This is a genomic window from Dactylosporangium sp. CA-139066, from assembly GCF_050936175.1.
Lineage (GTDB): Bacteria > Actinomycetota > Actinomycetes > Mycobacteriales > Micromonosporaceae > Dactylosporangium.
This window is the reverse complement of sequence record NZ_JBNJNH010000001.1, coordinates 4,834,171-4,858,325: the sequence shown is the minus strand read 5'-3', so window position 1 is coordinate 4,858,325 and position 24,155 is coordinate 4,834,171. Positions and strand designations below refer to the sequence as shown.

20 protein-coding genes are annotated in these 24,155 nt (G+C 73.5%); 10 read left to right on the top strand and 10 right to left on the bottom strand.

All coding sequences use genetic code 11. From position 1 onward, the window contains the following. Positions 1-9: 9 nt before the first annotated feature. Positions 10-558, bottom strand: a complete 549-nt coding sequence (locus ACQEVU_RS22160) for a hypothetical protein (protein WP_433326429.1) — start codon at positions 556-558, stop codon at positions 10-12. Between the two features lie 141 nt (positions 559-699). On the opposite strand from ACQEVU_RS22160, the gene ACQEVU_RS22155 reads away from it, so the two are divergent. Further along, positions 700-1,461 carry a PIG-L deacetylase family protein gene (locus tag ACQEVU_RS22155; protein WP_433326427.1) on the top strand — a complete coding sequence of 254 codons (762 nt, stop codon included), beginning with the start codon at positions 700-702 and terminating at the stop codon, positions 1,459-1,461. Here ACQEVU_RS22155 and ACQEVU_RS22150 read toward each other — a convergent pair. Beyond that, on the bottom strand, positions 1,433-4,588 hold the full coding sequence (locus ACQEVU_RS22150) for an ATP-binding protein (protein ID WP_433326425.1): 3,156 nt from the start codon (positions 4,586-4,588) through the stop codon (positions 1,433-1,435). The two genes, ACQEVU_RS22155 and ACQEVU_RS22150, sit on opposite strands and share 29 nt — an antisense overlap. 254 nt (positions 4,589-4,842) lie before the next feature. On the opposite strand from ACQEVU_RS22150, the gene ACQEVU_RS22145 reads away from it, so the two are divergent. Further along, positions 4,843-5,787: a sensor histidine kinase gene (locus tag ACQEVU_RS22145; protein WP_433326423.1), complete on the top strand. Its 945-nt coding sequence runs from the start codon at positions 4,843-4,845 to the stop codon at positions 5,785-5,787. Between the two features lie 202 nt (positions 5,788-5,989). Here ACQEVU_RS22145 and ACQEVU_RS22140 read toward each other — a convergent pair whose 3' ends face one another. After that, positions 5,990-6,757 (bottom strand): permease, encoded by a 768-nt coding sequence (locus ACQEVU_RS22140; protein WP_433326421.1) that lies wholly within the window; start codon positions 6,755-6,757, stop codon positions 5,990-5,992. Positions 6,758-7,233: 476 nt separating this feature from the next. Here ACQEVU_RS22140 and ACQEVU_RS22135 point away from each other — a divergent pair, with 476 nt between their 5' ends. Together ACQEVU_RS22135 and ACQEVU_RS22130 are read left to right on the top strand one after the other, a co-directional pair. Next, positions 7,234-7,521: a hypothetical protein gene (locus ACQEVU_RS22135; protein WP_433326420.1), complete on the top strand. Its 288-nt coding sequence runs from the start codon at positions 7,234-7,236 to the stop codon at positions 7,519-7,521. Between the two features lie 233 nt (positions 7,522-7,754). Beyond that, positions 7,755-9,623, top strand: coding sequence for a putative Ig domain-containing protein (locus tag ACQEVU_RS22130; protein WP_433326418.1), 1,869 nt, complete (start codon positions 7,755-7,757; stop codon positions 9,621-9,623). 77 nt (positions 9,624-9,700) lie between these two features. Here the strand turns inward: ACQEVU_RS22130 and ACQEVU_RS22125 are convergent, their stop codons facing one another. Continuing rightward, positions 9,701-13,045, bottom strand: a complete 3,345-nt coding sequence (locus ACQEVU_RS22125; protein WP_433326416.1) for a hypothetical protein — start codon at positions 13,043-13,045, stop codon at positions 9,701-9,703. Positions 13,046-13,406: 361 nt separating this feature from the next. On the opposite strand from ACQEVU_RS22125, the gene ACQEVU_RS22120 reads away from it, so the two are divergent. The 3 genes from ACQEVU_RS22120 to ACQEVU_RS22110 all read left to right on the top strand — a co-directional run bounded on the left by ACQEVU_RS22120 (position 13,407) and on the right by ACQEVU_RS22110 (position 14,676). Further along, a complete protein-coding gene (locus ACQEVU_RS22120) occupies positions 13,407-13,595 on the top strand; it encodes a hypothetical protein (protein ID WP_433326414.1) in 189 nt (62 codons plus the stop codon). A gap of 31 nt (positions 13,596-13,626) precedes the next feature. Then, a complete protein-coding gene (locus ACQEVU_RS22115) occupies positions 13,627-14,028 on the top strand; it encodes a Fur family transcriptional regulator (protein ID WP_433326412.1) in 402 nt (133 codons plus the stop codon). Between the two features lie 117 nt (positions 14,029-14,145). Then, positions 14,146-14,676: a hypothetical protein gene (locus ACQEVU_RS22110; RefSeq protein WP_433326410.1), complete on the top strand. Its 531-nt coding sequence runs from the start codon at positions 14,146-14,148 to the stop codon at positions 14,674-14,676. Between the two features lie 188 nt (positions 14,677-14,864). Here the strand turns inward: ACQEVU_RS22110 and ACQEVU_RS22105 are convergent, their stop codons facing one another. Then, positions 14,865-15,584: a YcnI family protein gene (locus tag ACQEVU_RS22105; RefSeq protein ID WP_433326408.1), complete on the bottom strand. Its 720-nt coding sequence runs from the start codon at positions 15,582-15,584 to the stop codon at positions 14,865-14,867. A 180-nt stretch (positions 15,585-15,764) separates the two neighbouring features. Here ACQEVU_RS22105 and ACQEVU_RS22100 point away from each other — a divergent pair, with 180 nt between their 5' ends. After that, positions 15,765-17,774, top strand: coding sequence for a cytochrome c oxidase assembly protein (locus ACQEVU_RS22100; RefSeq protein WP_433326406.1), 2,010 nt, complete (start codon positions 15,765-15,767; stop codon positions 17,772-17,774). A 283-nt stretch (positions 17,775-18,057) separates the two neighbouring features. On the opposite strand, the gene ACQEVU_RS22095 is transcribed toward ACQEVU_RS22100, so the two are convergent. The 5 genes from ACQEVU_RS22095 to ACQEVU_RS22075 form a co-directional block, all read right to left on the bottom strand. Continuing rightward, on the bottom strand, positions 18,058-18,648 hold the full coding sequence (locus tag ACQEVU_RS22095; protein WP_433326404.1) for a copper resistance CopC family protein: 591 nt from the start codon (positions 18,646-18,648) through the stop codon (positions 18,058-18,060). A gap of 244 nt (positions 18,649-18,892) precedes the next feature. Continuing rightward, on the bottom strand, positions 18,893-19,642 hold the full coding sequence (locus ACQEVU_RS22090) for an SDR family NAD(P)-dependent oxidoreductase (RefSeq protein WP_433326402.1): 750 nt from the start codon (positions 19,640-19,642) through the stop codon (positions 18,893-18,895). A 74-nt stretch (positions 19,643-19,716) separates the two neighbouring features. Further along, positions 19,717-20,703 (bottom strand): ABC transporter substrate-binding protein, encoded by a 987-nt coding sequence (locus tag ACQEVU_RS22085; protein WP_433326400.1) that lies wholly within the window; start codon positions 20,701-20,703, stop codon positions 19,717-19,719. After that, positions 20,704-21,486 carry an ABC transporter ATP-binding protein gene (locus tag ACQEVU_RS22080; protein ID WP_433326398.1) on the bottom strand — a complete coding sequence of 261 codons (783 nt, stop codon included), beginning with the start codon at positions 21,484-21,486 and terminating at the stop codon, positions 20,704-20,706. Next, on the bottom strand, positions 21,486-22,487 hold the full coding sequence (locus tag ACQEVU_RS22075) for a FecCD family ABC transporter permease (RefSeq protein WP_433326396.1): 1,002 nt from the start codon (positions 22,485-22,487) through the stop codon (positions 21,486-21,488). Before ACQEVU_RS22075 ends, ACQEVU_RS22080 begins: the two co-directional genes overlap by 1 nt. 119 nt (positions 22,488-22,606) lie before the next feature. On the opposite strand from ACQEVU_RS22075, the gene ACQEVU_RS22070 reads away from it, so the two are divergent. Together ACQEVU_RS22070 and ACQEVU_RS22065 are read left to right on the top strand one after the other, a co-directional pair. After that, positions 22,607-23,851 (top strand): MFS transporter, encoded by a 1,245-nt coding sequence (locus ACQEVU_RS22070; RefSeq protein WP_433326394.1) that lies wholly within the window; start codon positions 22,607-22,609, stop codon positions 23,849-23,851. A gap of 113 nt (positions 23,852-23,964) precedes the next feature. Next, entirely contained in the window at positions 23,965-24,150 is a 186-nt protein-coding gene (locus ACQEVU_RS22065; protein WP_433326392.1) for a streptamidine-related RiPP repeat protein, read from the top strand. Positions 24,151-24,155 lie beyond the last annotated feature (5 nt).

Genomic DNA, 24,155 nt, shown 5'->3' with positions numbered 1-24,155 from the left:
GCGGCAGGGTCAGCCGCAGCAGAAGTACCCCGTCGCGACGTTGGACTGGACCTGGGAGCTGACGCCGTCGCCGTCGGTCCACACCGCCGTGAAGTAGATCTCGTCGCGGTAGTTGTTCCCGAGCCAGTCGCTCGGGTCCTCGTCGAGCTCACGGCCCGGCGCCAGGAACTGGTACCGCAGATGGATGCCGTCCGGCTCCGCCGTGTACCCGGGGTCGTGCGCCTGCCAGGTCTTGGCCGACGCCGTGCCGTTGGCGAAGGGCGCCAGCAGGGCGTCGAAGAGCGGGTCGTCGGCGAAGAACCGGGCCGAGATGCGGGCGCCGTTGTTGTAGTACCCGTACGAGTCGAACTCGTTCATCGGGATCCACACGTCCATGCTGACCAGGTACGTGCCGCCGGGCCGCGGATTCCGGTCGATGTCGAGCGTGGCGTGCATGGTCTTGGCCTGTGCCGGCGCGGCGTCCAAGCCCACAGCCACGCCGAGCGCCAGCGCCAGGCCGGCGGCCGTCACCCCGATCCGCGCGGCGTTACGGGCCGCCGACCGCATGAAACTCACCATGATCTCTCTTCCTTTCGTTGTGGTAGGCGAGACCATTGACCACGACGAGCCTTCCCCGCGCCTTCCCCGGCGCAGCCGGCAAACGCGGTCCCACCGGCCGCGGGGAAGGGCCGGGGAAGGCGTCTCGGGCACGGTGAGGCCATGCAGACACACGAGACGTCCCCGCCGGCGACGGCCGCCGCCCTTCCCGCCGAGCGACTGGGCACGCTGCTGGGCGTGTGGGCGCACCCCGACGACGAGGCGTACCTGTCCGCCGGGCTCATGGCGACCGCCCGCGCGGCCGGGCATCGCGTGGTCGTGGCCACGGCCACGCGCGGCGAGCACGGCACCGCCGACCCGGGCGCGTGGCCGCCGGCCCGCCTGGCCGGGCTGCGCGAGCGGGAGCTCGCCGAGAGCCTGGCCGCGGTCGGCGTCGAGGAGCACCACTGGCTCGGCCACGTCGACGGCACGCTCGACCGCGTCGATCCGCGGGCGGGCGCCGGCCAGGTCGCCGAGCTGCTCGATCGGGTCCGGCCCGACATCGTGGTCACGTTCGGCCCCGATGGCATGACCGGCCACCCGGACCACCGGGCCGTGTCCGCCTGGGTCACCGACGCCTGGCACCGGACCGGGCGCGTGGCGCGGCTGTGGTACGCAACGCTCACCCCCGAGTTCCACGCCCGCTGGGGCGCCGTCAACGACACCGCCGGCCTCTGGCCGGATCCGGCCGCCGCGCCCCGCACGCCGGGAGGCGAGCTGGCGCACGTGGTGCGGTGCGAGGGCCCGATGCTGACCCGGAAGTACGAGGCGCTGCGCAGTCACCGCTCGCAGACCGGGAACCTCATCGAGCTGGTCGGGGAGGACGTCTACCGGGACTGGTGGGCGATCGAGTACTTCACCACGCCCGGCGCAAGCCGGCGATGAGGGCCGGGTTCGTCGCCCGGCACCGCGCGGCGTCGAGGGGCTGTGCCGACGCCTCGAACATCTCGGCGGCCCGGTCGAGCAGCCGCTGCGCCTCGGCCGGTCGCCCCTCGGCGCCGGCGATGTGGGCGCGCACCTCGACGAGGGCCGCCTCCCAGGCGGTGCCCTCCCACAGTGCGGCCGACCGCTCGGCCTGCCCCAGGTGGCGCCGCGCCTCCGCCACGTCGCCGACGCCGGCGCACGCGATGGCGGCCGGCACCGCGAACGTCACCGGGCAGAACGAGCAGCGCTCGTGCTCGTCGAGGGTGGCCTCACCGGCGTCGACGACCGCGCGGGCCGCCTCCGGATCCTCGGCGGCACGGATCATCGTGCCGTACACGCGGTACAACACGTGCATCGACAGCTGCGACCAGCGCCCGAGCGGCAGCGCCCGGCGCAGCAGGCGGTTGGCGGCGGCCCGGTCGCCGCGGGCGAGCTCCACCTCGGCGAGCCGTTGCAGGCAGTGCGCCTCGCCGGCGGGGGCCGCGAGCTCGCGGTGCAGGTCCGCCGCGTCGGACAACTCGCGCGATGCCAGCGCGAGGTCGCCCGCGAGCAGTGCCGCCTCGCCGACCAGCGCACCGGCGAAGGCCACCGCGCGCAGCGCGCCGGCGCGTTCGGCCGTCTCCCGCAGCCCGTTGGCCATCTCGATCACCTTGGCGTACGGGGTGGCGCCGTACAGGAAGTACTCGGCCACGCACAGGTGCGAGTCGAACACGACCGTGGCCAGCCCGGGATCGTTGCGGGTGCGGTGGAGCTCGGTCCACAGCAGCCGGCTCCACCTCCCCCGGTTGTGCGAGATCAGGCCCTTCAGGGAGATCATCTCCAGCCGCTCCCAGCCCGAGTTCCCGTCGACGGACCGGCCGGCCTCGTCCGCCGCCGCCAGGGCCGCATCGAGGTCGCCGGTGAAATAGGCGAGACCGCCGCGGGCGAGCAGGATGGCGCCGTCGTGCGGGCCGCCGTCCGGCTGCAGCCCGTCCAGCGCGGCCGCGGCGGTGTCGAACTCCCCGGCGTGCAGCGCGATCCAGGCCATCCGGGCGCGCAGCCGCCGCCGCTCGTGCGGGCCCGCACGGTTGATGGCCTGGCGGTAGGCCGGCAGGGCCCCGGGATCGCCCATCGCGCCGAGCAGGTCGGCACGCAAGGCGAGGGCCCGCGCCACGTCGTCGCCGCCGGCGGCCGACCGGACGGAGTCCACGAGCGACAGCGCATCGCGGTAGGCGCCGACGGCGGCGGTCGTCTCGGCCGCGGCGAGCACGTACGGGACGGCCGTGCGCGGCTCGCCGGCCGCCAGGAGGTGGTGCCCGATCCGCGTGGGCGACGCCTCGAGCGCGATGAGGCGTTGCGCACACGTGCGGTGCAGCGCCCGCTGCCGGTGCGGCGGCAGCTCGGCGAGCAGGGCCTCCCGGATCAGCGGGTGGCGGAACCGGTAGCCCGACAGGGTCCGCTCGACGACGAGCGCCGCCAGCGCGGCGTCGAGACAGTCGAACGCCTCCGGCTCCGGCAGGCCGGACAGGGCGACGAACTCGTCCGTGTCGAACGTGGCACCCGCGGTCGCGACGTGCTGCAGGGCGACGCGGGCGGCCGGACCAAGCGTGGCCAGGACGGCATCGCCGGGGCGCTGCTGCTCGATGGGCGTGGTCCCGGCGGTACGACTGAGCTCGACAACGGCGAACGGCAGGCCCCCGGAGATCTTGAAGATGCGCTCGGCGGCGTCCGGCGGCAGGCCGGGGCGGCACGCGGCGACCAGCACGGCGGTCTCGTCGCGGTCCAGCGGGCCCAGTGACACGTCGACGGCGGCGGCGCGGCCGATCAGGCTGGCGCGGACCTGCTCGAACGTGTCGGTGACCGGCTGACGCCGGTGCGCGAGCACGAGTACGACGCGCTCGGTCACGCAGCTGCGCGCGAGGTAGTGCAGCAGCCGCAGGCTGGCCTCGTCGGCCTCGTGCCCGCCGTCCACGCTCAGCAGCAGTCCCTGATCGGCCGCCGCGAGCCGGACCAGCTCCGCCGTCGCCACGAAGAGCCGCTGGTGCGCCGTCTGCCCGGTCCATTCCAGCGAACCGCCGGCCAGCGCCCGGTCCAGATCGCCGCGGCAACGGTCGTCGAGGCCGTCGAGCAGGGTGGGGTGGCGACGGCAGAGATCGGCGACGGCCTCCAGGACCGGCGCGTACGGCCAGGCGCCTTCGATGGCGGACGCGACCCCGTGCCCGGTCCGCCAGCCCCGGCCGCCCGCCTGGTGCCGCAGCCACGCAAGGAGCGTCGACTTGCCCGTGCCGGCGGCGCCGCCCACGAACACGGTCCGGCCGCGGCCCTCGGCCGCCTCGCCCAGCGTCCGCAGCAATGTGCCGGTCTGGGCGCCGCGGCCGACCCACGTGGGGTGCGGGCGTGTCGTTCCCGCCCGGCCGGACCGGTCGGCCTCTGCGGCCAGCAGCGAGTCACGCAGGGCGACGGCCTCGTCGCTCGGGCCGACCCCGAGCTCCCGGTGCAGCGCCCGCTCCATCCGCTCAAACTGGCGCAGCGCGCCGCGACGGTCGCCCCGGGCGGCGAGGCGGCGCATGAGCTGCGCATGCGCGTCGGCGTCGGCGGGGTCGAGCTCCACGAGCCGCTCGAAGCGCCCGGCCTGCCGCAGCATCCGCAGGTGCAGCTGCTCCAGCCGGTCCCGGGTGTCGCCGGCCCAGGCCTCGTACCGATCCTCGGGCAGCAGGGGGCCGCCGTAGGCGTCCGCGGCCTGCGCGGCGGACGCCTCCCCACCGGCGTCCAGCGCACTGGCCGCCAGGTCCTGGAAGATCGCGGCGTCGATCCGGACCGGTCGTTGCGGGAAGAGTGCCACCGTGTCGTCGCGCAGCACGAGACTGTCCGGGCCGAGCACGCGGCGGGCGTAGTGGGCCGCCTTGTGCAGCCGGGGTGCCACCTCGTGCACCGGCACCCCGGGCCACAGCACGTCCATGACCTGCTCGCGGTGCAGCTGCCGGCGCGGCGCGAGCGCGAGCACCTTGACCAGCGCCGCCGCCTGACGGCGGCGCCACGCCTCCGCGGGCACGCTGTGTCCGTCGAGGCACACGTCGAACCGCCCGAGAACGCTGATGTCGACAGTCACCGGCTCATGGTGGCGCACCCGGCCGTGACCGCCTGTCAACTATCGGTCCCCGGCACCGCCTCCATCTCGCACGGCGCCGAACCTACGAGGGCCGCCCTCCCGCGGCCTGCCTGCCGGATCGCCGCACAGCCGGGGTGAGGTATCCGGGTGGTTGTGCCGCAATCCTCAACCTAACGGCCGTTGCGTCGAATTGCGCGTCGTTTTCGGGCTACGTTCGACCGGACCACTGTTTCCGAAGTCCCCCGGGGTGCCACATGAACCAGGTAGAGCAGGCGAACGCCACCGCCGCGACGAACGACGGACTGCACAACGGCGGTACGCCGGCGCCCGCCTCGGTCATCCCGCGTCTGGTCGACGAACTCCAACCCGGGAAGCGGCCCGCCACCGATCAGGACGCCATCCAGCAGTTGGCGGTCCTCATCGCCCGCTGCGTGCCGGCGGATGAGGCGATGGCCGTGGTCGCCTCGGCGACGGCCGCGCTGCTCGATGCCGACGCGGCGCAGCTGCTGCAGTTCGCCGCCGTCATCGACGCCGAGAGCCGCACGCAGCTCAATGCGTCGCGGGCCCGCATCGTCCTCGCCGCCGACGAAGCGCGCCGCGGGTTCGAACGCGACCTGCATGACAGCGTCCAGCAACGCCTCGTCTCGCTCGGCCTCGAACTGCGCACCCTGGAAGCGCTGGTGGGTGACGACCGCAGCGAGCTCAAGCCGCGGATCGGACGGACCATCGACGGCTTGACGCGTGCCTACGAGGACCTGCAGGAGATCTCCCGCCGCCTGCACCCGGCCATCCTCACGCAGGGCGGCCTGTCGTCGGCGCTCAAGGCGCTCGCCCGCCGCAGCCCCGTACCGGTCACCGTCGACGTTCGTTGCGAACGCCGGTTCTGCAGCAGCGTCGAGACGGCCGCCTACCACGTCGTGTCGGAGGCGCTCACCCTCGTGGCCGAACATGCACAAGCCTCCGCCGTCACGGTCGACGTCGACGTCAACCCCGCCACCGCGACCACACGCGAAATGCTCGCGCTGTCGATCCACGCCCACGGCACCGGCGGCGATGACGCGGCCCTCGACTCGCGACTCGTCGGCCTCGTCGACCGGGTCGAGGCACTCGGCGGACACCTACGGCTGGCCGGCCCGCCGCCCGGCAGAACGCCGCTGCTGGTCACGCTGCCGGCCGACGGGCGACCACTCCCCGGGTGAACGCCGTCAACGGTCGCCGGCCATGAAGTACTTCGGGAAAGACGTCCCGGCCGGTGAATCTCGTCCGGTCGACCGTCTGCGCCGCGCCGTTGACGGTCGCCCACATCGATCCGGTCCCGGCGGCGCGGGCGGTGCCACGGCGGTCGGGTTGGTACCGCTGGTGGTCTGGCGCGGGGTGAGCCGACCGAGCCGTGAGCAGCTCCTAGCCGACTGGGGCGGACTCGCCACCGACGCGGCCGACTGCGCCATCGCCACCAACCAACCCGACCGGACCCTCGAGCTGCTCGAGCAGGGCCGCGCGGTGCTGTGGTCCCAGCTGCTGGAGACCCGCACCGACCTCCACGCCCTCCACGCTTCCGGTGACGGGGGCCCGCCGCGGCGTGCGCAGCCAGTCGTCGCGGCCCAGCCGCAGCCAGCCCATCGCCAGGCTGGTGGCCAGGCTCGCCACCAGCCGGGCGGCCACCATCATCGGGCGGCCTGGGAACGCGACCGCGGTCGCGGCCAGCACGACCGGGTTGATCGCGGGTGCGGCGAGCAGGAACGCCAGGGCCGCGGCCGGGGTGACGCCGCGGCGCATGAGCGCGCCCGCCACCGGCACCGACGCGCATTCGCAGCCGGGCAGCGCCAGGCCCGCCATCCCGGCGACCGGCACCGCGAGCACCGGGCGGGACGGCAGCGCCCGGGCGAAGAACCGCACCGACACCAGGGTGGCGATCGCCGCGGACAGCAGCGTGCCCAGCACCACGAACGGCATCGCCTGCACGACGATCGCGACGAAGACGGTCACCCATTCCTGGGCCCGCGGCGAGGTGAACGCGCCGCCGATCCAGGTGCGGGCCCCGATGGCCGCGACCAGCGCCACGGCCAGGATCTCGAGCGCCCACGAGCGGCGCGGCCGGTGCGTACCGGCACCGCCGTCCGGCGGCACCGGCGCCTCGATCACGCCGACGGGCGGTTGGGTGTCCTGCATCGGGCACGGGGTACGCCTCCGGCCGACGCGGTCACAGGTCGAGTGCATTCGTAAACGCATTGCTATATCTGCATTTGGGCGGCTCGCAACGCCGGGATCACCTCCCTGCCCCGCCGATCGATGTTGCGCAGCGTGTACCCGGGGTCGCCGCGCGACACACCACTGGGGTCAGCTTGCCGGGCTTTGATCTTCGTGTGCCGGCCGGGCGCTACCGACCGGTCTCCGCTACGACTGCCCGGATCGAGCCGGAACCGGGTCCTCGGGCGACACATCCAACCTTCATGATGCGTTCGAAACGGATCGTCACTGTTGTGTCCGTCGTCGCGGCGGCCGTGCTGGCCGGATGCGCCAGCGCCTCGAGGACGGCCGCGTCTTCAGGCCCACCCGTGAGCACCTCATCCGAATCTGCTGGCGGGGGCGGCGGCTCGGCGGGCCCGGACGGCTGCACCGGCGACCCGGGCACGACCCGGCTGGTGTTGACCGAGGCGGACAACGGCTCGCGTCGATGCTTGTCGGTTTCCGGGGCCGTCGAGGTGTACCTGCACGGCACCGCCGAGGATCGGTGGTCGCCCGTGGGGCTGGCCGGCACCGCGCTACAGGTCGCGCCGAGCGGGAAGGGCGCCTTACCGATCGGCGTCACCGCGGGTTTCTTCGCCGGCGCCGCGCCCGGGGAGGCACGGCTCAGTGCATTCCGGTCGCCATGCATCGCCGCGGTCGCCTGCGACGCGGCGCACCTGATGGTGGTCATTGTCATCGTGCGGTAACCGTCGCCCTGCGGGCGCCGCGTACAGGGTGACGGAGAGGGTTCTGCGCGCCGCCACCCTCTCCCACACCCTGCGGCTTGATTGATGAATTTCCATGCATTGACCCGCGATCGGCCCGTCCCTAGGGTTCGGCCTCACCTGGCGTCATATCCGGTGTCCAGGGCCCGGCGCGCTGCGTCCCGCGCGCGCCGGACGACCCCATTCCCGTTGCGAGATCCGCAGAAGGGACCACCATGCCACGTCGCGAGTCACCCCGCTGGGCAGCCCGAATCGGCCTGGCGTCGCTGTCGGCGCTCACCTTGGCGATCGGCACCGTCGCGCTGTCCACACCAGCCCAGGCGGCGTCCGCGAACCCGTACGCCCCGGCGTACGGGCACCCGTACCGGCACGGCGCATTGCCCACCCGCCCCGTCAACGACCAGATGCGCTCCTACCAGGCCGCGCACCCCGATGCCGCCGCGATCCCGGCGGTCGGCTCCGGCCCCCTGCACTACGGTGGTGGCGTCGACGGCATCGGTGTCACCACCGGCGCGCCCAAGGTGTACCTGGTGTTCTACGGCTCCCAGTGGGGCAGCACCGGCACCGACGCCAACGGCAACACCACCTTCTCCGGCGACAGTGTCGGCATGGCGCCGCGCCTGCAGCAGCTGTTCAAGGGCATCGGCACGAACAACGAGCTGTACTCCGGCGTGATGACCCAGTACTGCGAGGGCGTCGCCAGCGGCGCGACGAGCTGCCCGGCGAGCGCGGCGCACGTCGGATACCCCACCGGCGGGGCACTGGCCGGCGTCTGGGCGGACACCGGCGCCGCCTCGCCGTCCTCGGCGAACGGGCATCAGCTCGGCGTCGTGGCGGTCGCCGCCGCCGCACACTTCGGCAACACCACCGCGGCGGCCAACCGCAATGCCCAGTACGTCATCGTGTCGCCGCACGGCACCACGCCGGACGGGTTCAACACGCCCAGCGGCGGCTTCTGCGCCTGGCACGACTGGAACGGTGACACCACCCTGACCGGCGGCGCGGTCACCTCGACGGTCGGCGACGTCGCGTTCACCAACATGCCCTACGTGACCGACGCCGGCTCCGGCTGTGGCCAGAACTTCGTCAACTCCGGCAGCGCCGGCACCCTCGACGGGGTCACTATCGTCGAGGGGCACGAATACGCGGAGACGATCACCGACCAGAACCCGGCCGGCGGCTGGACCGACACCACCGGCTACGAGAACGCCGACAAATGCGCGTGGGTCAGCACCGGTACGGGCGCATCGGCGAACTTCACATTCTCGACCGGCACGTTCGCCATGCAGACCACCTGGTCCAACGACATCAACGGCTGCCAGATGACGCACGCGATCGTCGGCGGCGGCAGCGGCGGCGTGACGGTGACCAACCCCGGTAACCGGACCGGGACGGTGGGCACGGCGACCAGCCTGACGCTGACCGCGTCCGGTGGCACCGGCAGCTACACCTGGAGCGCCACCGGCCTGCCGCCCGGGCTGTCGATCAACACGTCGACCGGCGTGATCAGCGGTACGCCGACCACGGCGGGCACCTACAACGTGGCGGCGACCGCAACCAGTGGCGGGCAGAGCGGCAGCACGTCGTTCACCTGGACGATCAACCCGTCGGGCGGGGGTGGCTGCACGAGTCCCGGGCAGAAACTGGGCAACCCCGGCTTCGAGACCGGTACGGCGGCGCCGTGGAGCGCGACGTCCGGTGTGATCGACAGCTCGTCGGGCGAGCCGGCCCACTCGGGTTCGTGGAAGGCGTGGCTTGATGGCTACGGCAGCACGCACACCGACACGCTGACCCAATCGGTCAGCATCCCGGCGGGCTGCACGTCGTACACCTTCAGCTTCTACCTGCACATCGACACGGCGGAGACCACGACGTCAACCGCCTACGACAAGCTGACGGTGAAGGTGGGCTCGACCACCGAGGCGACGTACTCGAACCTCAACGCGGCCTCCGGGTACATCCTGAGGTCCTTCAACGTCGCCGGCTTCGCCGGCCAGACCGTCACGATCTCCTTCAGCGGCACCGAGGACGCCTCGCTGCAGACGTCGTTCGTCGTGGACGACACGGCGCTGACGGTGAGCTGACACCGCACCACCGACCGGCGTCCGAGCCGCAACCGTCCCGGACGCCGGTCACCGCCGGGCAGCTTGCGGACCCCCGGTCACCACAGGAACGCGGAGGCGGGCGAACCGTCGTCGGACAGGCCGTACTGCTCGACCAAGGCCGCGGACGTCGTGTCGCCGAGCGCGCGCAGCACCCGGGCCAGCTCGGGTGCTGCGCCCGCAACGGCGCGGTTCGCGGCGGCGAGGCACAGCGCGGGGGCACCGCCGGGGTCGCCGGCCGCGAGCCCCAGGCGGGCCAGGACGAGCAGTGCGCCGCCCACGTGGCGTTCGGCCGCCCGGTGGTACAGCTCCGCCACGTGGTGCGGCGGCGGGCGCCCGTCGGCGAGCCGCAGCCGCACGATCTCATGCAGATCCACGAGCTGCCCGCGGTGCATCGCGGCCAGGTTCAGGGCCTCGGCGCCGTCGAGATCGCCACACGCCGCGCGCAGCAGCGCCAGGTCGGTGACAGCGCCGACGCGTCCGCGGTCCGCGGCCTCGAGCGCCAGGGCGGTGGCGAGCGCAGGGTCGCCGTGGTCCTCCTGCCGCATGTGCGGCAGGTTGAGCAGCACCGCCGGGTCGCCGTGCTCGTGCGCCGTCCAGTACAGCGCGTCGGCGCTCGCCTGGTCCCCGGCCTGCTCGCACAGCTCGGCCAGGTACCGCAGCGGTGCCGTGCAGCCTGTCTCCGCGGCCCGGGCGGCGAGCGCGGTCAGGGCTCGGCCGCCGTGGTGACGGTGCCAGATCCGGGCGAGGTCCCGGCCAGCCAGCTCGTCGCCGTGCCGGGCCGCCCGCTGCAGCAGGTCCGCGGCGGCCTCGTAGTCCCCGGCCGCCAGCCGGCGCTGCGCCAGCTCCCGCAGTGCGCTGGTGTCGCCCTCCTCGGCGGCCTTCGCGGCAAGTTCGCCGGCGTCGTGCGTGGCGCCGGTCGAGTCGTGCAGCAGGGCGACGCTGCACAGCGCGTGGACCACGCCGTGGGCGGCGGCGCGCAGATACATCGCCGCGGCCTCGTCGATCTTGCCGGCCCGCTCGTGATGCCGCGCCAGGCCGCACATCGCCTCCGCATTTCCGGCGGCGGCCGCTTCGTGCAGTACCGCGACGGCCTGGGCGTGCTCGCCCCGTTGCTCGTGCCGGCGGGCGAGCCGCCGCATCGCGGTCGTGTCGCCGCGGGCCGCGGCACGCCGGGCGAGCGCGGCGGCGGGCTGCATGTCGCCGGCGCGGGCCATCTCCGCCGCCAGCATGCCCAGCCCAACCGGGTCGCCGCGCGCGGCGCAGATGTTGGCCAGCCGCAGGGCGTGGCGCGGGTCGCCGTGCCCGTGCCAGTAGACGACGAGCTCGCGAAGCGCCCCGGTGTGGCGGCGGGCGGCGATCTGCACCGCCATCGCCATCGCCATCGAGGCGTTGGCACGGAGCAGCCGGTTCAGCCGGCGTGCCTCGCTGTCGTCCGCCGTTCCCGCGCAGCGCCGCGCCAAGGCCTGGGCGACCTGCTGCACGCTGAAGCGGCGGCGCTGCTGGGCCAGGTCGCGGCGGTCGTAGGCGAACCCGAGTTCGGCGGCGCTCAGCGCGAGGCGCTCGGCGCCGCCCAGGTCTCCGGCTGCCCGCCGGGCCCGGGCCAGCCGCTGCAGGGCGCCGGTGTCGCCGGCCTCGGCGGCGCGCAGCGCGAACGGCTCCGCACCCTCCACGTCGCCGTCGTCGAGCCTGATCATGGCGACCCTCGCCGACGCGGCCACGTCGCCGTACCCGGCGGCCGTGCGGTACAGCGCCTCGCCACGGGCCGACCCGGCGTGCCGCTCAGCGAGCAGCATGAGCGGCCCGAGGTCGCCGCGCGCCGCGGCGTCGCGAGCCAGCGCGTCGGCCTCGGCCGCGGCGCGCATGTCATCGCGGGCGACCGCGAGCCGGCGCAGCGCCGCGGTGTCGCCAAGGTCGGCGGCGTGCAGCGCGAGCCGGTGCGCACCCCGCCGGTCGTGCGTCGACTCCCGCAACAGCGCCAGGGCGGTCATCGCGTGCGTGTCGCCCCGGCGGGCGGCATGGTCGTACGCCTGGCCGGCTCGGCTCAGCCGCCCGCGCAGCTGGGCCTGCAGCCCGGCGGCCAGCAGCACGGCAGGGTCCGTCACGGTCCGGGTGAGCGCCTCCCAGAACCGCGGCGGCGGGAACGCGTCCGCACGCTCCAGCCGGGCCGCGTGGTCGAGGCACGGTGCGAGACGGTAGGCGGATGCGTCGGGCACCGTGACGTGGCCGCCGCTCACCGGCACCGGCGTGAGCATGGGCGGCCGGCCAGGCGCCGGCGCCGTGACGTGCTCCAGTGCCGCGGCGTACTCCTCGGCCCACGGACGCACCTGCGCGGCGCTGGCCGGCGGGTGCGGGTGGACCGGGAGATAGCCCGCAGCGGCGTAGGCGAGGAACGCGCCCGGCAGCTCTCGCGGCAACCCGAATCGCCGGGCGTCCATCGCGGCGTGAACGACGGCCCGGGCGGCCGGCGGGGCCTCGCGGTAGCAGCGCAACAGTTCCGGTATGCCGCTCAAGGTCCGCGTGCCGGCGCCGTCCGGCACGGTCAGCGCGTTCGCCCGCAGCCACGCCGTCGCCTCGTGCGCGGGTGCAGGAGCCGCGGCCAGACCGGCCCACGGCTCGGGCCAGATCGTCGCGAGCACGAGCACCGGGGCGCGGCCAGGGTCATCGAGCAGGCGACGTACCGCTGCGGCGACCTCTGCGGACGTGTCATGGGCGTCCATCGGTCGAAGGTGGTCGTGCACGTCCGGCAGCCACACAACGGTATGCGGCCGGGCGCGCGCCACGCCTGCGGCAACGTCACCCGGCGTGGCGTCGGCGGGCGGCTGCCAGAGCCGCCACCGGTCCGGCAACCGCCGCACCGCCTCCCAAAAGGACCTCGCCCGGCCGGAACCCGGCTCGCCGACCAGCAGCAGGCACCCGCTCGTGCCGCCGGCCGCCGCCCCGAAGACCTGGGCCACGCGGGCGTCGTGGGCACGCGGGACGTACGCAGGCAGCACCGGCTGCTCGCCCACGGGCCGGTGGACGCCGAAGACGAACGGATCACAGCCGGCCGCCGGCCGCTCCGGCGGTTCGCGGTCGTGCGGGCGGGTCCAGGCATGCGCCCGCGTCCAGAGCCCGCCCAGGTGCGCCGCAGCCGGCCCGGCGGCACGGCCCGCGCGACGCGCCAGCACGACCGCGACCGCCACCGCGTACTCGCGGGTCGGCAGCCCCGCCGCGTGGTTGAACATGGCGCCAACGGTGACCCGGGACGGCACGCGGGACAGCCCAAGGCCGGCGGCCGACTCCCGAAGGTCGTCGACGATCGCGCTGAGCGGCGGGCAGCCCGCCGCGGCGTACAGCTCGTAGAGCGCGTCTTTGAGCTCGTCCGGCGGGATCGGCGGGGCGCCCGTGACCGTCGCGGTCACTGGGGGGTCCCTGAGATGGCCCTAGTAGTTATGAGAACCATTGTCATCAATGCCGCCCGCCGCACAAGGGTCCGCCGAAACGTAGACTCTTGCGCATATTCACAATGCTTCGTGCGCAGCGCCCGCTCCCAGCAGGCGATCGCCTCCCGCCATGATGGCAGTGGTTGTCGTTTCCGGCGCCATCCGCGGATGAGCAGCTGGACGGCTTCGCCGCCGCGCTCGACCTGCCGTTAGCCGGCCTGTCCGGCGCCGACACTGTCCGCGGCGACCGGCACCGGTTCCCGTTCCCCGAGGTCGCAAATGGGCGCCCCGCGCCGCGTCGAGACGTCGCTGTGCCGGTCGCCGAACGGGCGATCCCGATGTGGGTGGCGGACGCCTCGGCGCCGACCGTCGAGCCGGCCGCGGTCCGGGCGCTGCCGCCGCGCTCGCCGCCACCGGGGTGCGGCAGCTGCTGCTCATGGTCGAAGGCGGCGGCGAACCGCGGCGAACCCTCGCCAACCTCGAGCGCCTCGGCCGCGAGGTCCTTCCGCCGCTGCGCCGCCTACACTGAACCCCTCGGCCGGACATATCGTGGGGTGGCAATGAATGACATGATCAGTGGCGCGTCCCGCAACACCAGGCAACGCTACGAGGTCATCGCACTGCTGGACGAGATCGCGGACTTCCGCACACCGCAGCAGCTGCACGCCCTGCTGCGCGAGCGCGGGGCGCAGGTCGGGCTGACCACGGTGTACCGGACACTGCAACTGCTCCAGGAGGCCGGCGAGGTCGACGTGACCCGGCTGCCCGGCGGCGAGCAGCTGTTCCGCCGCTGCGGCGCCAGCCACCATCATCACCTCGTCTGCCGTTCCTGCAACGCCACCGTCGAGGTCCGCGGCCCGGCCGTGGAGCGCTGGACCGAACGCATTGCCGCCGAGCACGGCTTCAGCGACGTCGGGCACACCCTCGAGATCTTCGGCACCTGTTCGCGCTGCAGCCGCTGACCGCGGCACTCCCGTCCCCGGCATGCTCACATCACGTCCAGCATCGCTCGGCATGAACGGGCCGCCGAACGTCCGTGGGGCCGGCAGGACTCGTGGCGTACGGCGGGTCTGCTCGGTGTGATCGCATTACTGCATGCGGCGGCCTGGGGTGTACTGCTGATCGCGGTCGTGCCGTACCGGTTTCAGGTGGGCAGCATGGTGTTCGGGCTGGGCCTCGGTGTGACCGCGTACGTGCTCGGGGTGCGGCACGCGTTCGACGTGGACCACATCGCGGCGATCGACAACACCACCCGCAAGCTGATGGTGGAGGGCCGGCGGCCGGTGTCGGCCGGGTTCTGGCTCGCGCTGGGCCGCTCGGCCGTCGTGGTCGTCCTGGCGGTGCTGATCGCCACCGGTGCGCGCGCCGCCACTGGTGCGCTGCTGGACGACTCCTCGCGGGTGCACCAGACCCTCGGCGTGGTCGGCACGAGCGTGTCCGGGTTGTTCCTGTACCTCATCGGCGTGCTGACCCTCGTCGCGCTGGCCGGCGTGGTGCGGCTGTTCCGCCGGCTCCGCCGCGGCGAGGTCGATCCGGCCGGCCTGGACACCTCGATCGCGGCGCGTGGCATGCTCAGCCGTGTCGTGCGCCGGCTGACCGGTACTGCATGACAAGCTGCGCCTGGCCGGTGTCGGCCGGTGTTGCCTGCTCAACCGGCCGGGATCGCCGGACGGCGAAGTCGGAATTGCCGTAGGAACGTGAAGAAGGCCCTGGACTGAGGTCCAGAGCCTTGCTTCCGTCAGCTTCTCGGGCCCACGGGGTGATCTTTCAGGTCAGTGGCCCATGGATGAATCGACGGTCAAGCGGTGCGACCGGCCCGTCGATACGCGAGTACGCCGGCGACGAGGCCGGCGAGGCCGAGGACGAGTCCGGCGATGCCCAGGCTGATGGCAGTGCCGTTGTTGTTGGTGGTGCTGTCCTTCGTGGTGGCGGCGGCGTCCTGGGCGGCAGCGCTCGCGTTGGTGTTGGTGGCGGCGCCGGCCTTGGCGAGTTTCAGGGTCGGCGCGGGGTGGTCGGGCTCGGCGCCGCCGGTGGGCTCGTCGATCCACCGGACGACCTCGCCGTCGGAGTAGGTCTGCAGGGCTTTGAAGACCAGCTGGTCGGTCTCGGGCAGCGGGCCGAGGGACACGTCAAACTCCTGAAACTCATGCGGTTTGATCGCGGCGCTGGCGTCGGCGGTCCAGGTGATCTTCGAGACGGCTTCGGTGACCTCGCCGTCGTCGGTCTTGATCGGGGTGGCGAGTTTCGAGGTTTCGGTGACGGCGGTCCAGCCGGTGACGGGTTTGAGGCCCACGGAGGCGATCGGCTTGTCGGTGGGGATCGCGACCTCGAGCTTGGTGGTGGTGCCGGTGTCCTTCTCGTTGGGCACCCGGAAGGTGATCTTGGTGTAGCCGCCCTGCACGGCGGAGGCCGAGCTGACCGTGACGTGCGCCGACGCGGCAGCAGGGAACGCGAGGGCGGCGGCCGCGGCGGCAAGGGCCGCTGCACCGGCGCGGAGCAGAGCGGTTCGACGCACCATGAGTCCATTTCATGAGGTGAGGCGGAACAACGTCGTGGGGTAGTCGTCCGTCACCAGGCTGCGGTTCCCGGCCCGTCCGCCGGAATTCTCGGGAACCAGCAGGGGTCGCCGGCCGACCATCTGGGTGATGTTCACGGGACTGCACTCGTATGCCACGATTCGTCGCTGTCTGAGGGCGTTGTGACCGCGCGCCGCCTTGCCTTCGGCGTGGGCGCGGCCGTCATGCTGGTGGCGACCCTGGTCGCCGCGTTGCGGTGGGGCGGCGCGGTGACCAGCTGGATTCCTGGCCTGCCCGACGCCGGCGCGGGCACGCGGTGGGGCCTGCCGGTGGCGCGGGCGGCGGTCGACGTCGGCTGTGTGGCCACGGTCGGCTGGTGTGTGGTGGCGGCGTTCCTGCTGCCCGGCACCGATCCCGGCAACACCGTCAATGCGCACGGGCGGGGCCAGTTGCTCGGCCCGGCCGGGTACCGGTTGCTGCGGCGGGCGTCGTGGTGGGCCGCCGGCTGGACAGTGACCAGTCTGGCGATCCTGCCGTTGACGCTGTCCGACCTGCTGGGCCGGCCGGTGTCGGCGGTGACCTTCGCCGGTGTGCGGAGCTTGGCGTGGTCGGTGGCGCAAGGCCAGTCGGCGCTCGCGCAGGCGGCGCTGGCCGCCGTCGTGGCGGTGGCCTGCCGCATGGTCTTGACCCGCACCGGCGCTGGTGTGGTCGCGGTCGTGGCGTGCGTGGCGGCCGTGCCGCCGGCGCTGACCGGACACGCGGCCGGTGCCGGGAACCACCAGCTGGCGGTCACCAGTCTCGCCGCGCACATCCTCGCCGCGGCCGTCTGGGTCGGCGGCCTCGCCGCGTTGCTGACGCTGCGCTCCGACCGGGTCCTCGGCGTCGCCGCGCACGGCTACAGCCGCCTGGCGCTGGGCTGTTGGGCAGTCGTCGTGGTGAGCGGGGTCGCCAACGCGGCCGTGCGGCTCGGCTCGGCCGCCGAGCTGTGGCAGTCGCGGTACGGGCTGCTGGTCCTGGGTAAGGCGGCGGCGCTCACCGCGGTCGGTGTCATCGGTGCTGTCCACCGGAGCCGGACCTTGCCGGCGTTGCGGGCCGCAACGCCACGGGCGTTTCGCCGGCTCGCGTGCGGGGAGCTGCTGGTCTTCGCCGCGACGCTCGGGCTGGCAGTGGCGTTGTCGCGGACACCGACACCGGTACCGACCAACCCGGTCGACACCGACCCGGTGACCGATCTGCTCGGGTTCGCCGCACCGGCGCCGTTGACGGCGGCACGGGTGTTGTGGCCGCCGCTGCTGGACGCGTTCTTCCTGACCGTCGTCGCCCTCGGGGTGGCCGGCTACCTGGCCGGCGTGTGGCGGCTCTATCGGGCGGGGCATCGGTGGCCGGTGAGCCGGACCGTGAGCTGGCTTGGCGGGATGCTGCTGCTGGCGGGGTTCACGGTGACCGGTTTCGCCCGGTACGCCTACGTGCTGTTCTCCGCGCACATGGCGCAGCACATGGTCCTCGGCATGGTGGTGCCGATCCTGCTGGTCGGCGGCGCCCCGGTCACCCTCGCCCTGCGCAGCCTGCGCAAACCCGCCGACCCAGGCGTGCGCGGCGCCCGGAACTGGCTGCTGCTCATCCTGCACAGCCGGGTCCTGCGGCTGCTGTCCCATCCGCTGGTCGCGCTCGCCCTGTATGTGGTGAGCCTCTACGCCCTGTACTTCAGCAACCTGCTCGGGGTGCTGATGCGCTACCACCTGGGGCATCTGGCGATGCTGACGCACTTCGTGGTCGTCGGGTTCCTGTTCTACTGGGTCCTCATCGGCGTCGACCCGGGCCGCCGGCCGGTACCGCCGCCGCTGCTGGTCCTGATCCACTTCGCCGGGATGGCGTTCCACGCGTTCCTCGGGGTCGCGCTGATGCAGTCCCGCACCGTGATCGCCCCGGACTGGTACGGCAGCGTCCACCCGGCCTGGGCAAGCAGTCTCCTCACCGACCAGCACCTCGGAGCCGGGCTGGCGTGGAGCTTCGGCGAGATCCCCGCCGCGATCATCCTGATCCTGCTCGTCGTGCGGTGGATCCGCGCCGACGAACGCGAACAGCGCCGCCTCGACCGGGCCGCGGACCGCGCCGAGGCCACCGGCGAGGACGACGAACTGGCCCGCTACAACGACTTCCTGCGCCGCGCCGCCGAAGCCGAACGCCGCTGACCCGCCGGTCGGCACCGACGTCACCTGCCCCAGCCGGGGCCTGACCAGAGCTCGGCGGCGGCGTACCGGGCGGGTACCACCAACCCAGCCCGCCCGGTGCGCTGCTGCCTCATCCGCATCTTCCGGCACGGCGGACGAGATAGACGTGCACGGCTACGACCGCAAAGCCGAACTCGCACCCGGTGTGCCGGCCTCAGTGCAGTTCCGCGCCGACACCACCGGACTGTTCCAGCTCGCCGTCCGCTGAACCGAACCACTGCCCACCGTGCAGTACACGGAGGGATCAGGGGCTGCCAGACGTGCGCCGGCGCCACCACAGCCAGCCCCCGGCCAACACCACCAGCAGTAGCGCAACGCCGATGGCCGCCCGTATCGCACCACTCAAACCCGACGACGTGCCGGCCCGCGACGCGATCGGCGCTGCGATGCTCGCTGCCGCCGACGGCACCAACACGGCCCCGGCGGACACCGAAGCGGACGCTGGCGCGGAGACCGAGGCGGCGCCGGACGGCGCCGGCACGGCGTACATGAACGCAAACTGGCCCTCGACCGGGTGACCATCGGCGGAAACCACGCGCCACGCCACCATGACCTTCCCGGTTGGGAGCGCCTTGACCGCCTGGGTCAGGTTCCGGTCGACCGAGCGGGGCGTGCCCTCGCTGTAGGAGACCCCGTCAGCGCCGGTGACGACCACGGTACTGAACTGCTGCTTCACCATCTCGTTGAACGTCAACGTCACCGCCGTGACCGGCGTACTGACGGTGGCGTTGGCCGCCGGGTCGGTTTTGACAAGCTGCGAGTGCGCGAACGCCGGCTGCGCAGGCACCATAACCACCAACGCGGCAGCCAACACAGGCCCGGATGAGGCCAGCACACCGCGAAGAATCCTAGGCAGTCGCATCCCCCCATCCTGGACCACCAACGCAGCAAGCGGCCGGCGACGAGGAGTGCGATGGCGTTGACAACTCGACGGAACTCGAGCCGGCTGCGCAGCGACTACCTTCCGCAGACCCACAATCCGCCACGCCACCGGCAGACGCGTCCTCGACCTGGCGATCACCCTCGACAAGCTGCTGTAACACCAGAACCGGCACCCCCCGCCCGATGCGGACGATCGCCTACCGCGTCTCGGGGGCCGGCTCGGTGAGCTCCGGGAGCTCCGGCCCGTGCGGGATGTCGATGCGCTCCTCGCCGGTCCGCAACGCCCGCAGGATGACCCGCCCGACGTACTCCGCGGTGTGCACGACCATGCCCGGCCGCGCCCCCGCCGCCCCGGGCAGAAACCGCCCGCCGGCGAACTCCGACGCCGTGATCGACGGCAGCACCAGCGACACGTCGACACCGTCGGCCGCGAACTCCTTGCGCGCCACCTCCGTGAGCATGTTCATCGCCGCCTTGGACGCCGCATACCCGCCCGCGCCCGGCGGGGCCATCCGCGTCGTGCCGGAACTGACCGAGACGATGCGACCCGCCCGCTGCCGGCGCATCACCGGCAGCACCGCCTGCATCCCCGCCACCACACTGACCACGTTGAGCTTCAGCAGCTGCAGATACGCGGCCGGGTCGATGTCCTCCAGCCGGTGATGGAAGCTGGCGCCCGCATTGATAACCAGCCCATCAACGCGGCCGTGACGCTCCAACGCCGCCTGCACCAGCGCCCGCTGCTGCTCGGGGTCCGTCACATCGGTCGGCACCGCCAGCGCCCCGCCCAGCTCCGCACTCAGTCCGGCCAGGCGATCGGCCCGCCGGGCGGCGAGGACAGGCAGCGCACCCGCGGCGTGCAGGAGGCGGGCGGTGGCCTCGCCGATGCCGGACGAGCTTCCGGTGACGATCACGACTTTGCCGGTCAGATCAAGCAGGGCAACCACCTGATGATTATGGCGCCCCCGCGACACCCGCAGGCGCACGCGTGAAAGCATTGCCATGTCTGCATTTCCGTCGCCTAGAACGCGTCCGGGTGCAGCTGGCGCGCCAGGACGGGGACACCGTCGACGGAGCGCAGCGCCCCGCCGAAGGTGGCCTCCGGGGTGGCGATCATCCGGCCGGTGCGCACCGCGGTGGTGTCGGCGAACGTGCGGCGCAGGTAGTCCTCGGAGGCGGCGCGGCCGGTGTCGTCGAGGTAGGTGTAGACGATGACGTCGGGGTTCTTGCGGGCGACGGTCTCGGCCGAGACCTGGGCGTAGTATTCGCCGGCCGGCAGCTCGGACGGGTCGGTGACGTTGCGGCCGCCGGCCAGGGTCAGCACGTCGGTGTAGAGGCCACCGGCGTCGGCGTAGAGCGCCTTGTCGTAGACGGTGACGAGCGCGCAGCGGGCCGGGGCCCGGCTGGACAGCCGGGCCCCGGTATCGGCCAGGGTCTGCTTCGCGGCCGCGGCGAGGGCGGCGGCCCGGTCTGCGACGCCGAAGATCCGGCCCAGGCCGGTCAGGTCGGTGTCGACGTCGCCGACCTTCGCCAGGGTCTTACGTCCGTCGCAGAAGGAGGCGTTACGGTACACGGGGATGCCTTTGGCGGCCAGATCGTCGATGGTGGGCAACTGTTTGCCGTCGAAGTGGTAGCCGGCGTCGGCGACGATGAGGTCGGGCCGGGCGGCCAGGAGCACCTCGATCGAAGGTTCCTGCTCGGCGAGGACTTTGACCGCGGTGTACCGCTGTGCATAGGTGGGGCTGGGCGGGGACTGGTTGGTGTTGACCTGCCCGGCGAGGCGTTCGTCGAGGCCGAGGGCGAGCAGCAGTTCGGTCATGGCCGGGTAGAACGACACCACGCGCTGCGGCGGTGCGGCGAACGTCAGGTCCCCCCCGCAGGCGGTGACCGACGTCGCGGCGGCGGTCGCCGGCTTCGGCGGCCCTGCGGCCGGGGCCCGGCCGCAGCCGGCCAGCAGGAACGCACCGGCGCCCGCCAACAGTGTCCGGCGGCGAAGGACGGCATCCATCTAGGTCTCCTCGGGGTCGAGCGGCGCGAGATACAGGTGGGGTGCGCCGGTCAGCGGATTGGTGCCCAGGCGGGCACGGACGTGAAAGATCCGGGCGATCAGGCCGGGGGTGAGCACGTCGGCGGGAGGCCCGGCCGCGACGACCCGCCCGTGGTGCAGCACGTAGACGCGGTCGCAGAACGCGGCGGCGTGGTTGAGGTCGTGCAGCGCGGCGAGGGTGGTGAGCCGCAGCCGGCGGATGAGCCGCAGCTGCTGGAGCTGGGCGGTGATGTCGAGGTGGTTGGTCGGTTCGTCGAGCACGAGCAGCCGCGGCTGCTGCGCCAAGGCCCGGGCGAGCAGCACCCGCTGCTTCTCACCGCCGGACAGGGTGTGCACCAGCCGGCCGGCGTGGCCGGGCAGGCCAACCTGCTCCAGCGCGGCCAGGACGATCGCAGCGTCGGCGGCCGTGTCGCCGTCCAGGTGGCGCTTGTGCGGGGTGCGGCCGGCGAGGACCGTCTCGGCGACCGTGAACGGGAAGTCACCGCCGTATTCCTGCGGCAGCGCGGCGGTGTGCCGGGCGGCCTCGCGGATACCGACGTCGCGCCAGAGGTCTCGGCCGTCGACCCGGACGGCACCGGCCGCCGGGCGCAGCGCCCGGTACACGGTGCGCAGCACGGTTGACTTGCCGCAGCCGTTCGGGCCCAGCAGCCCGACCAGTTCCCCGGGCTGCACGTGCAGCTCAACCGCGTCGACGACGGTGGTGCCGCCGAGCCGCACGTGGACGGCGTCGAGGCGCAGGTCCATCAGCGCACCGCCGGGTCGGTGTCGCCGCGGCGCAGCAGCCACAACAGCACCGGGGTGCCGAGCACGGCGGTAAGGATGCCGACGGGCAGTTCAACCGGCCGGGCCAGGGTGCGGGCGGCGGTGTCGACGAGCAGCAGATAGCCGCCGCCGAGCAACGCGGCCAGCGGCAGGACCCGCCGGTGGTCGGCGCCGACGAGGAGGCGGACCACGTGCGGCACGAGCAGGCCGACGAAGCCGATCGCGCCGACCTCGGCTATGACCGTGCCGGTGACCAGTGCGGTGACCAGCAGCAGCCCAAGCCGGAACCGGCTCGTGTCCACCCCCAGCGCGGCGGCGGTCTCGTCACCGAAGGTCAGCGCGTTGAGCTGCCGGCCCCGGGTGAGCAGCCATAGCGTGCCGCCCACCACGCACAGCGCGGGTACGCCCAGCTGTGGCCAGTGCGCTCCGGTGAGCGAGCCCAGCAGCCAGAACAGCACCCCGGCGAGCTGGTCGGGGTGGGCGCGCAGCTGCAGGTAGCTGGTGACCGCGGAGGCGAGGTAGCCGATGGCGACGCCGGCGAGCAGCAGCCGGCCCGGCCGCAACTGCCCAGTCTGCCGGCCTAGCGCCAGCACGAGCGCGAGCGCGGCGGCGGCGCCGGCGAACGCGGCGGCCGGCAGGCTCAGCCCCGCCACGGCGGCGCTGCCGAGGGTGAGCACAGCTACCGCGCCGAGCGAGGCGCCGGAGGCCAGCCCGAGCACATACGGGTCTGCAAGAGGGTTGCGGACCACCGCCTGCAGCACCGTGCCGGCCACCGACAGTCCCGCGCCGGCGACGACGGCCAGCAACGCCCGGGGCGCCCGGTACTGCCACACGATGTCGTCGCCGATCAGGTCGGCGTCGTAGCGGCCACCGGCCAGGTGCGCGGCGACAATGCGGACCACGTCACCGACCGGCACCGGCACCGCCCCGGTTCCCAGCGCGAGCACCGTCCCGCCGAGGACCGCGCCGGCCGACGCGGCCATGAACCAACGGAACCGCCGCCTCGCCAACTGCCGCCTCCCAGTTCGGTACCGCCGAATGCTGATGCGGCGCGACCGTATCACTGTTGAATATGGTTTTCAATTGCGGTAAGCCGTACGACATGACTGCAGACATCGACGCCCCCGTGGTACCGCTGCGCACCGATCCGCTGTGGCGGCGGTACCTGCTGGCCCGGGCGGTGTCCTGGTCGGGTTCGACGCTGACGCTGGTGGCGTTGCCGATGCTGGCGTTCCAGCGCACCGGCAGCCCGGCCGTGGTCGCGGCACTCACCGCGGCGGAGGCGGTGCCGTACCTGCTGTTCGGCCTGCTGGCCGGCGCGCTGGCCGACCGCTGGGACCGCCGGCGGATCATGGTGACGGCCGGACTGGCGGAGGCGGTCCTGCTCGGCGGCATCCCGGTCGCCGCCGCCTTCGACGCGCTGACCCCCGCGTACATCCTCGCGGCGGCCGCGGGCAGCGCCACCGCCGCGGTCTTCTTCGACGCCGCCGCCTTCGCGGCCCTGCCCACGCTCGTCGGGCGCCGCCGCATCGCCCAGGCGACCGCGAGCAGCATCAGCGTCTACACGCTCATCGGCCTCGCCGGCCCCGCCGCCGGCGGCGCGCTCGCCGCCGTCGCGGGCCCGCCGGCCGCGATCGGCCTCGACGCGCTGAGCTTCCTCGCGGCGACGGGACTGCTGGCCCGGCTACCGGCCGCCCGGCTCACCCCGGCCGGGCCGCCGCCTGTGGCGGCACGGCACCTCGGCGCCGAGATCCGCGAAGGCCTGACCTTCATCCGCCGCCACCCGGCGGTGGGCTCCTACACCGTGCTCGGCATCGGCAACAGCCTCACCGCCGGCGCCGTCCTCGGCCTCGTCGTCGTGGTCGCCGTCGACCGGCTCGGCCTGCCGGCCAGCGACTGGCGCATCGGGCTGTGCTACGCCGCGGCGTGCGCCGGCACCCTGGCCGCCAACGCCGCCCTGCCCCGGCTGCGGTCCCGGGTGCCGGCCGGCTGGATTACCCTCGCCGGCCTGGCCGGCAACTGGCTGGCCCTGCTCGCCTGGGCCGGACTCACCAGCCTCGGCCCGGCCCTCGCCGCCCTGCTGCTGTGGCAGGCCACCAACAGCCTGGTCAGCGTCAACGGCATCATCGCCCGCCAGGAAGCCACCCCCGAGCACCTGCAGGGCCGGGTCAACACCACCGCCCGGATGATCGCCTGGGGCGGCCAGCCCGTCGGGGCCGCCCTCGGCGGCGTGCTCGCCGACGCCGCCGGCGTGCGCACCGCCCTGCTCGTCACCGGCTGCGGGGTCCTTGCCGCCGCCGTGGCCGGCTGGGCCACACCCCTGCGGCACCGCGCACCCGACGCGTAGCCGCATGCGGATACGGCCACCCATCGACGGATCCCTTGCCCAGGCACGCGGCCCGCCACTACTGTCGGCTTATCGAAAACGGGAGTCGTTTTCGATAACTTGGAGGAGGTTCCATGAAGGTCACGTTCGAGCCGGTGCGTGAGACCGCGCCGCTGCGGGCGCTGCAGGGCCCGGGCACCAACGCGCTGGTCCACACGCCGTTCACGTTCGAGCCGGTGCGTGAGACGGCGCCGCTGCGGGCGCTGCAGGGCCCGGGCACCAACGCGCTGGTCCACAGCCCGTTCATGTACCAGAGCTGACCGGC

Excerpts from the sequence above, each read along its gene's own strand:
- ACQEVU_RS22155 (WP_433326427.1), top strand. The coding sequence starts at position 700 with ATGCAGACACACGAGACGTCCCCGCCGGCGACGGCCGCCGCCCTTCCC.
- ACQEVU_RS22140 (WP_433326421.1), bottom strand. The coding sequence starts at position 6,757 with ATGCAGGACACCCAACCGCCCGTCGGCGTGATCGAGGCGCCGGTGCCG.
- ACQEVU_RS22065 (WP_433326392.1), top strand. The coding sequence starts at position 23,965 with ATGAAGGTCACGTTCGAGCCGGTGCGTGAGACCGCGCCGCTGCGGGCG.
- ACQEVU_RS22160 (WP_433326429.1), bottom strand. The coding sequence starts at position 558 with ATGGTGAGTTTCATGCGGTCGGCGGCCCGTAACGCCGCGCGGATCGGG.
- ACQEVU_RS22130 (WP_433326418.1), top strand. The coding sequence starts at position 7,755 with ATGCCACGTCGCGAGTCACCCCGCTGGGCAGCCCGAATCGGCCTGGCG.
- ACQEVU_RS22145 (WP_433326423.1), top strand. The coding sequence starts at position 4,843 with ATGAACCAGGTAGAGCAGGCGAACGCCACCGCCGCGACGAACGACGGA.
- ACQEVU_RS22075 (WP_433326396.1), bottom strand. The coding sequence starts at position 22,487 with ATGGCCGCGTCGGCCGGCGCGGTCCTCGGCGGGACGGTGCTCGCGCTG.
- ACQEVU_RS22085 (WP_433326400.1), bottom strand. The coding sequence starts at position 20,703 with ATGGATGCCGTCCTTCGCCGCCGGACACTGTTGGCGGGCGCCGGTGCG.
- ACQEVU_RS22080 (WP_433326398.1), bottom strand. The coding sequence starts at position 21,486 with ATGGACCTGCGCCTCGACGCCGTCCACGTGCGGCTCGGCGGCACCACC.
- ACQEVU_RS22070 (WP_433326394.1), top strand. The coding sequence starts at position 22,607 with ATGACTGCAGACATCGACGCCCCCGTGGTACCGCTGCGCACCGATCCG.
- ACQEVU_RS22115 (WP_433326412.1), top strand. The coding sequence starts at position 13,627 with ATGAATGACATGATCAGTGGCGCGTCCCGCAACACCAGGCAACGCTAC.
- ACQEVU_RS22105 (WP_433326408.1), bottom strand. The coding sequence starts at position 15,584 with ATGGTGCGTCGAACCGCTCTGCTCCGCGCCGGTGCAGCGGCCCTTGCC.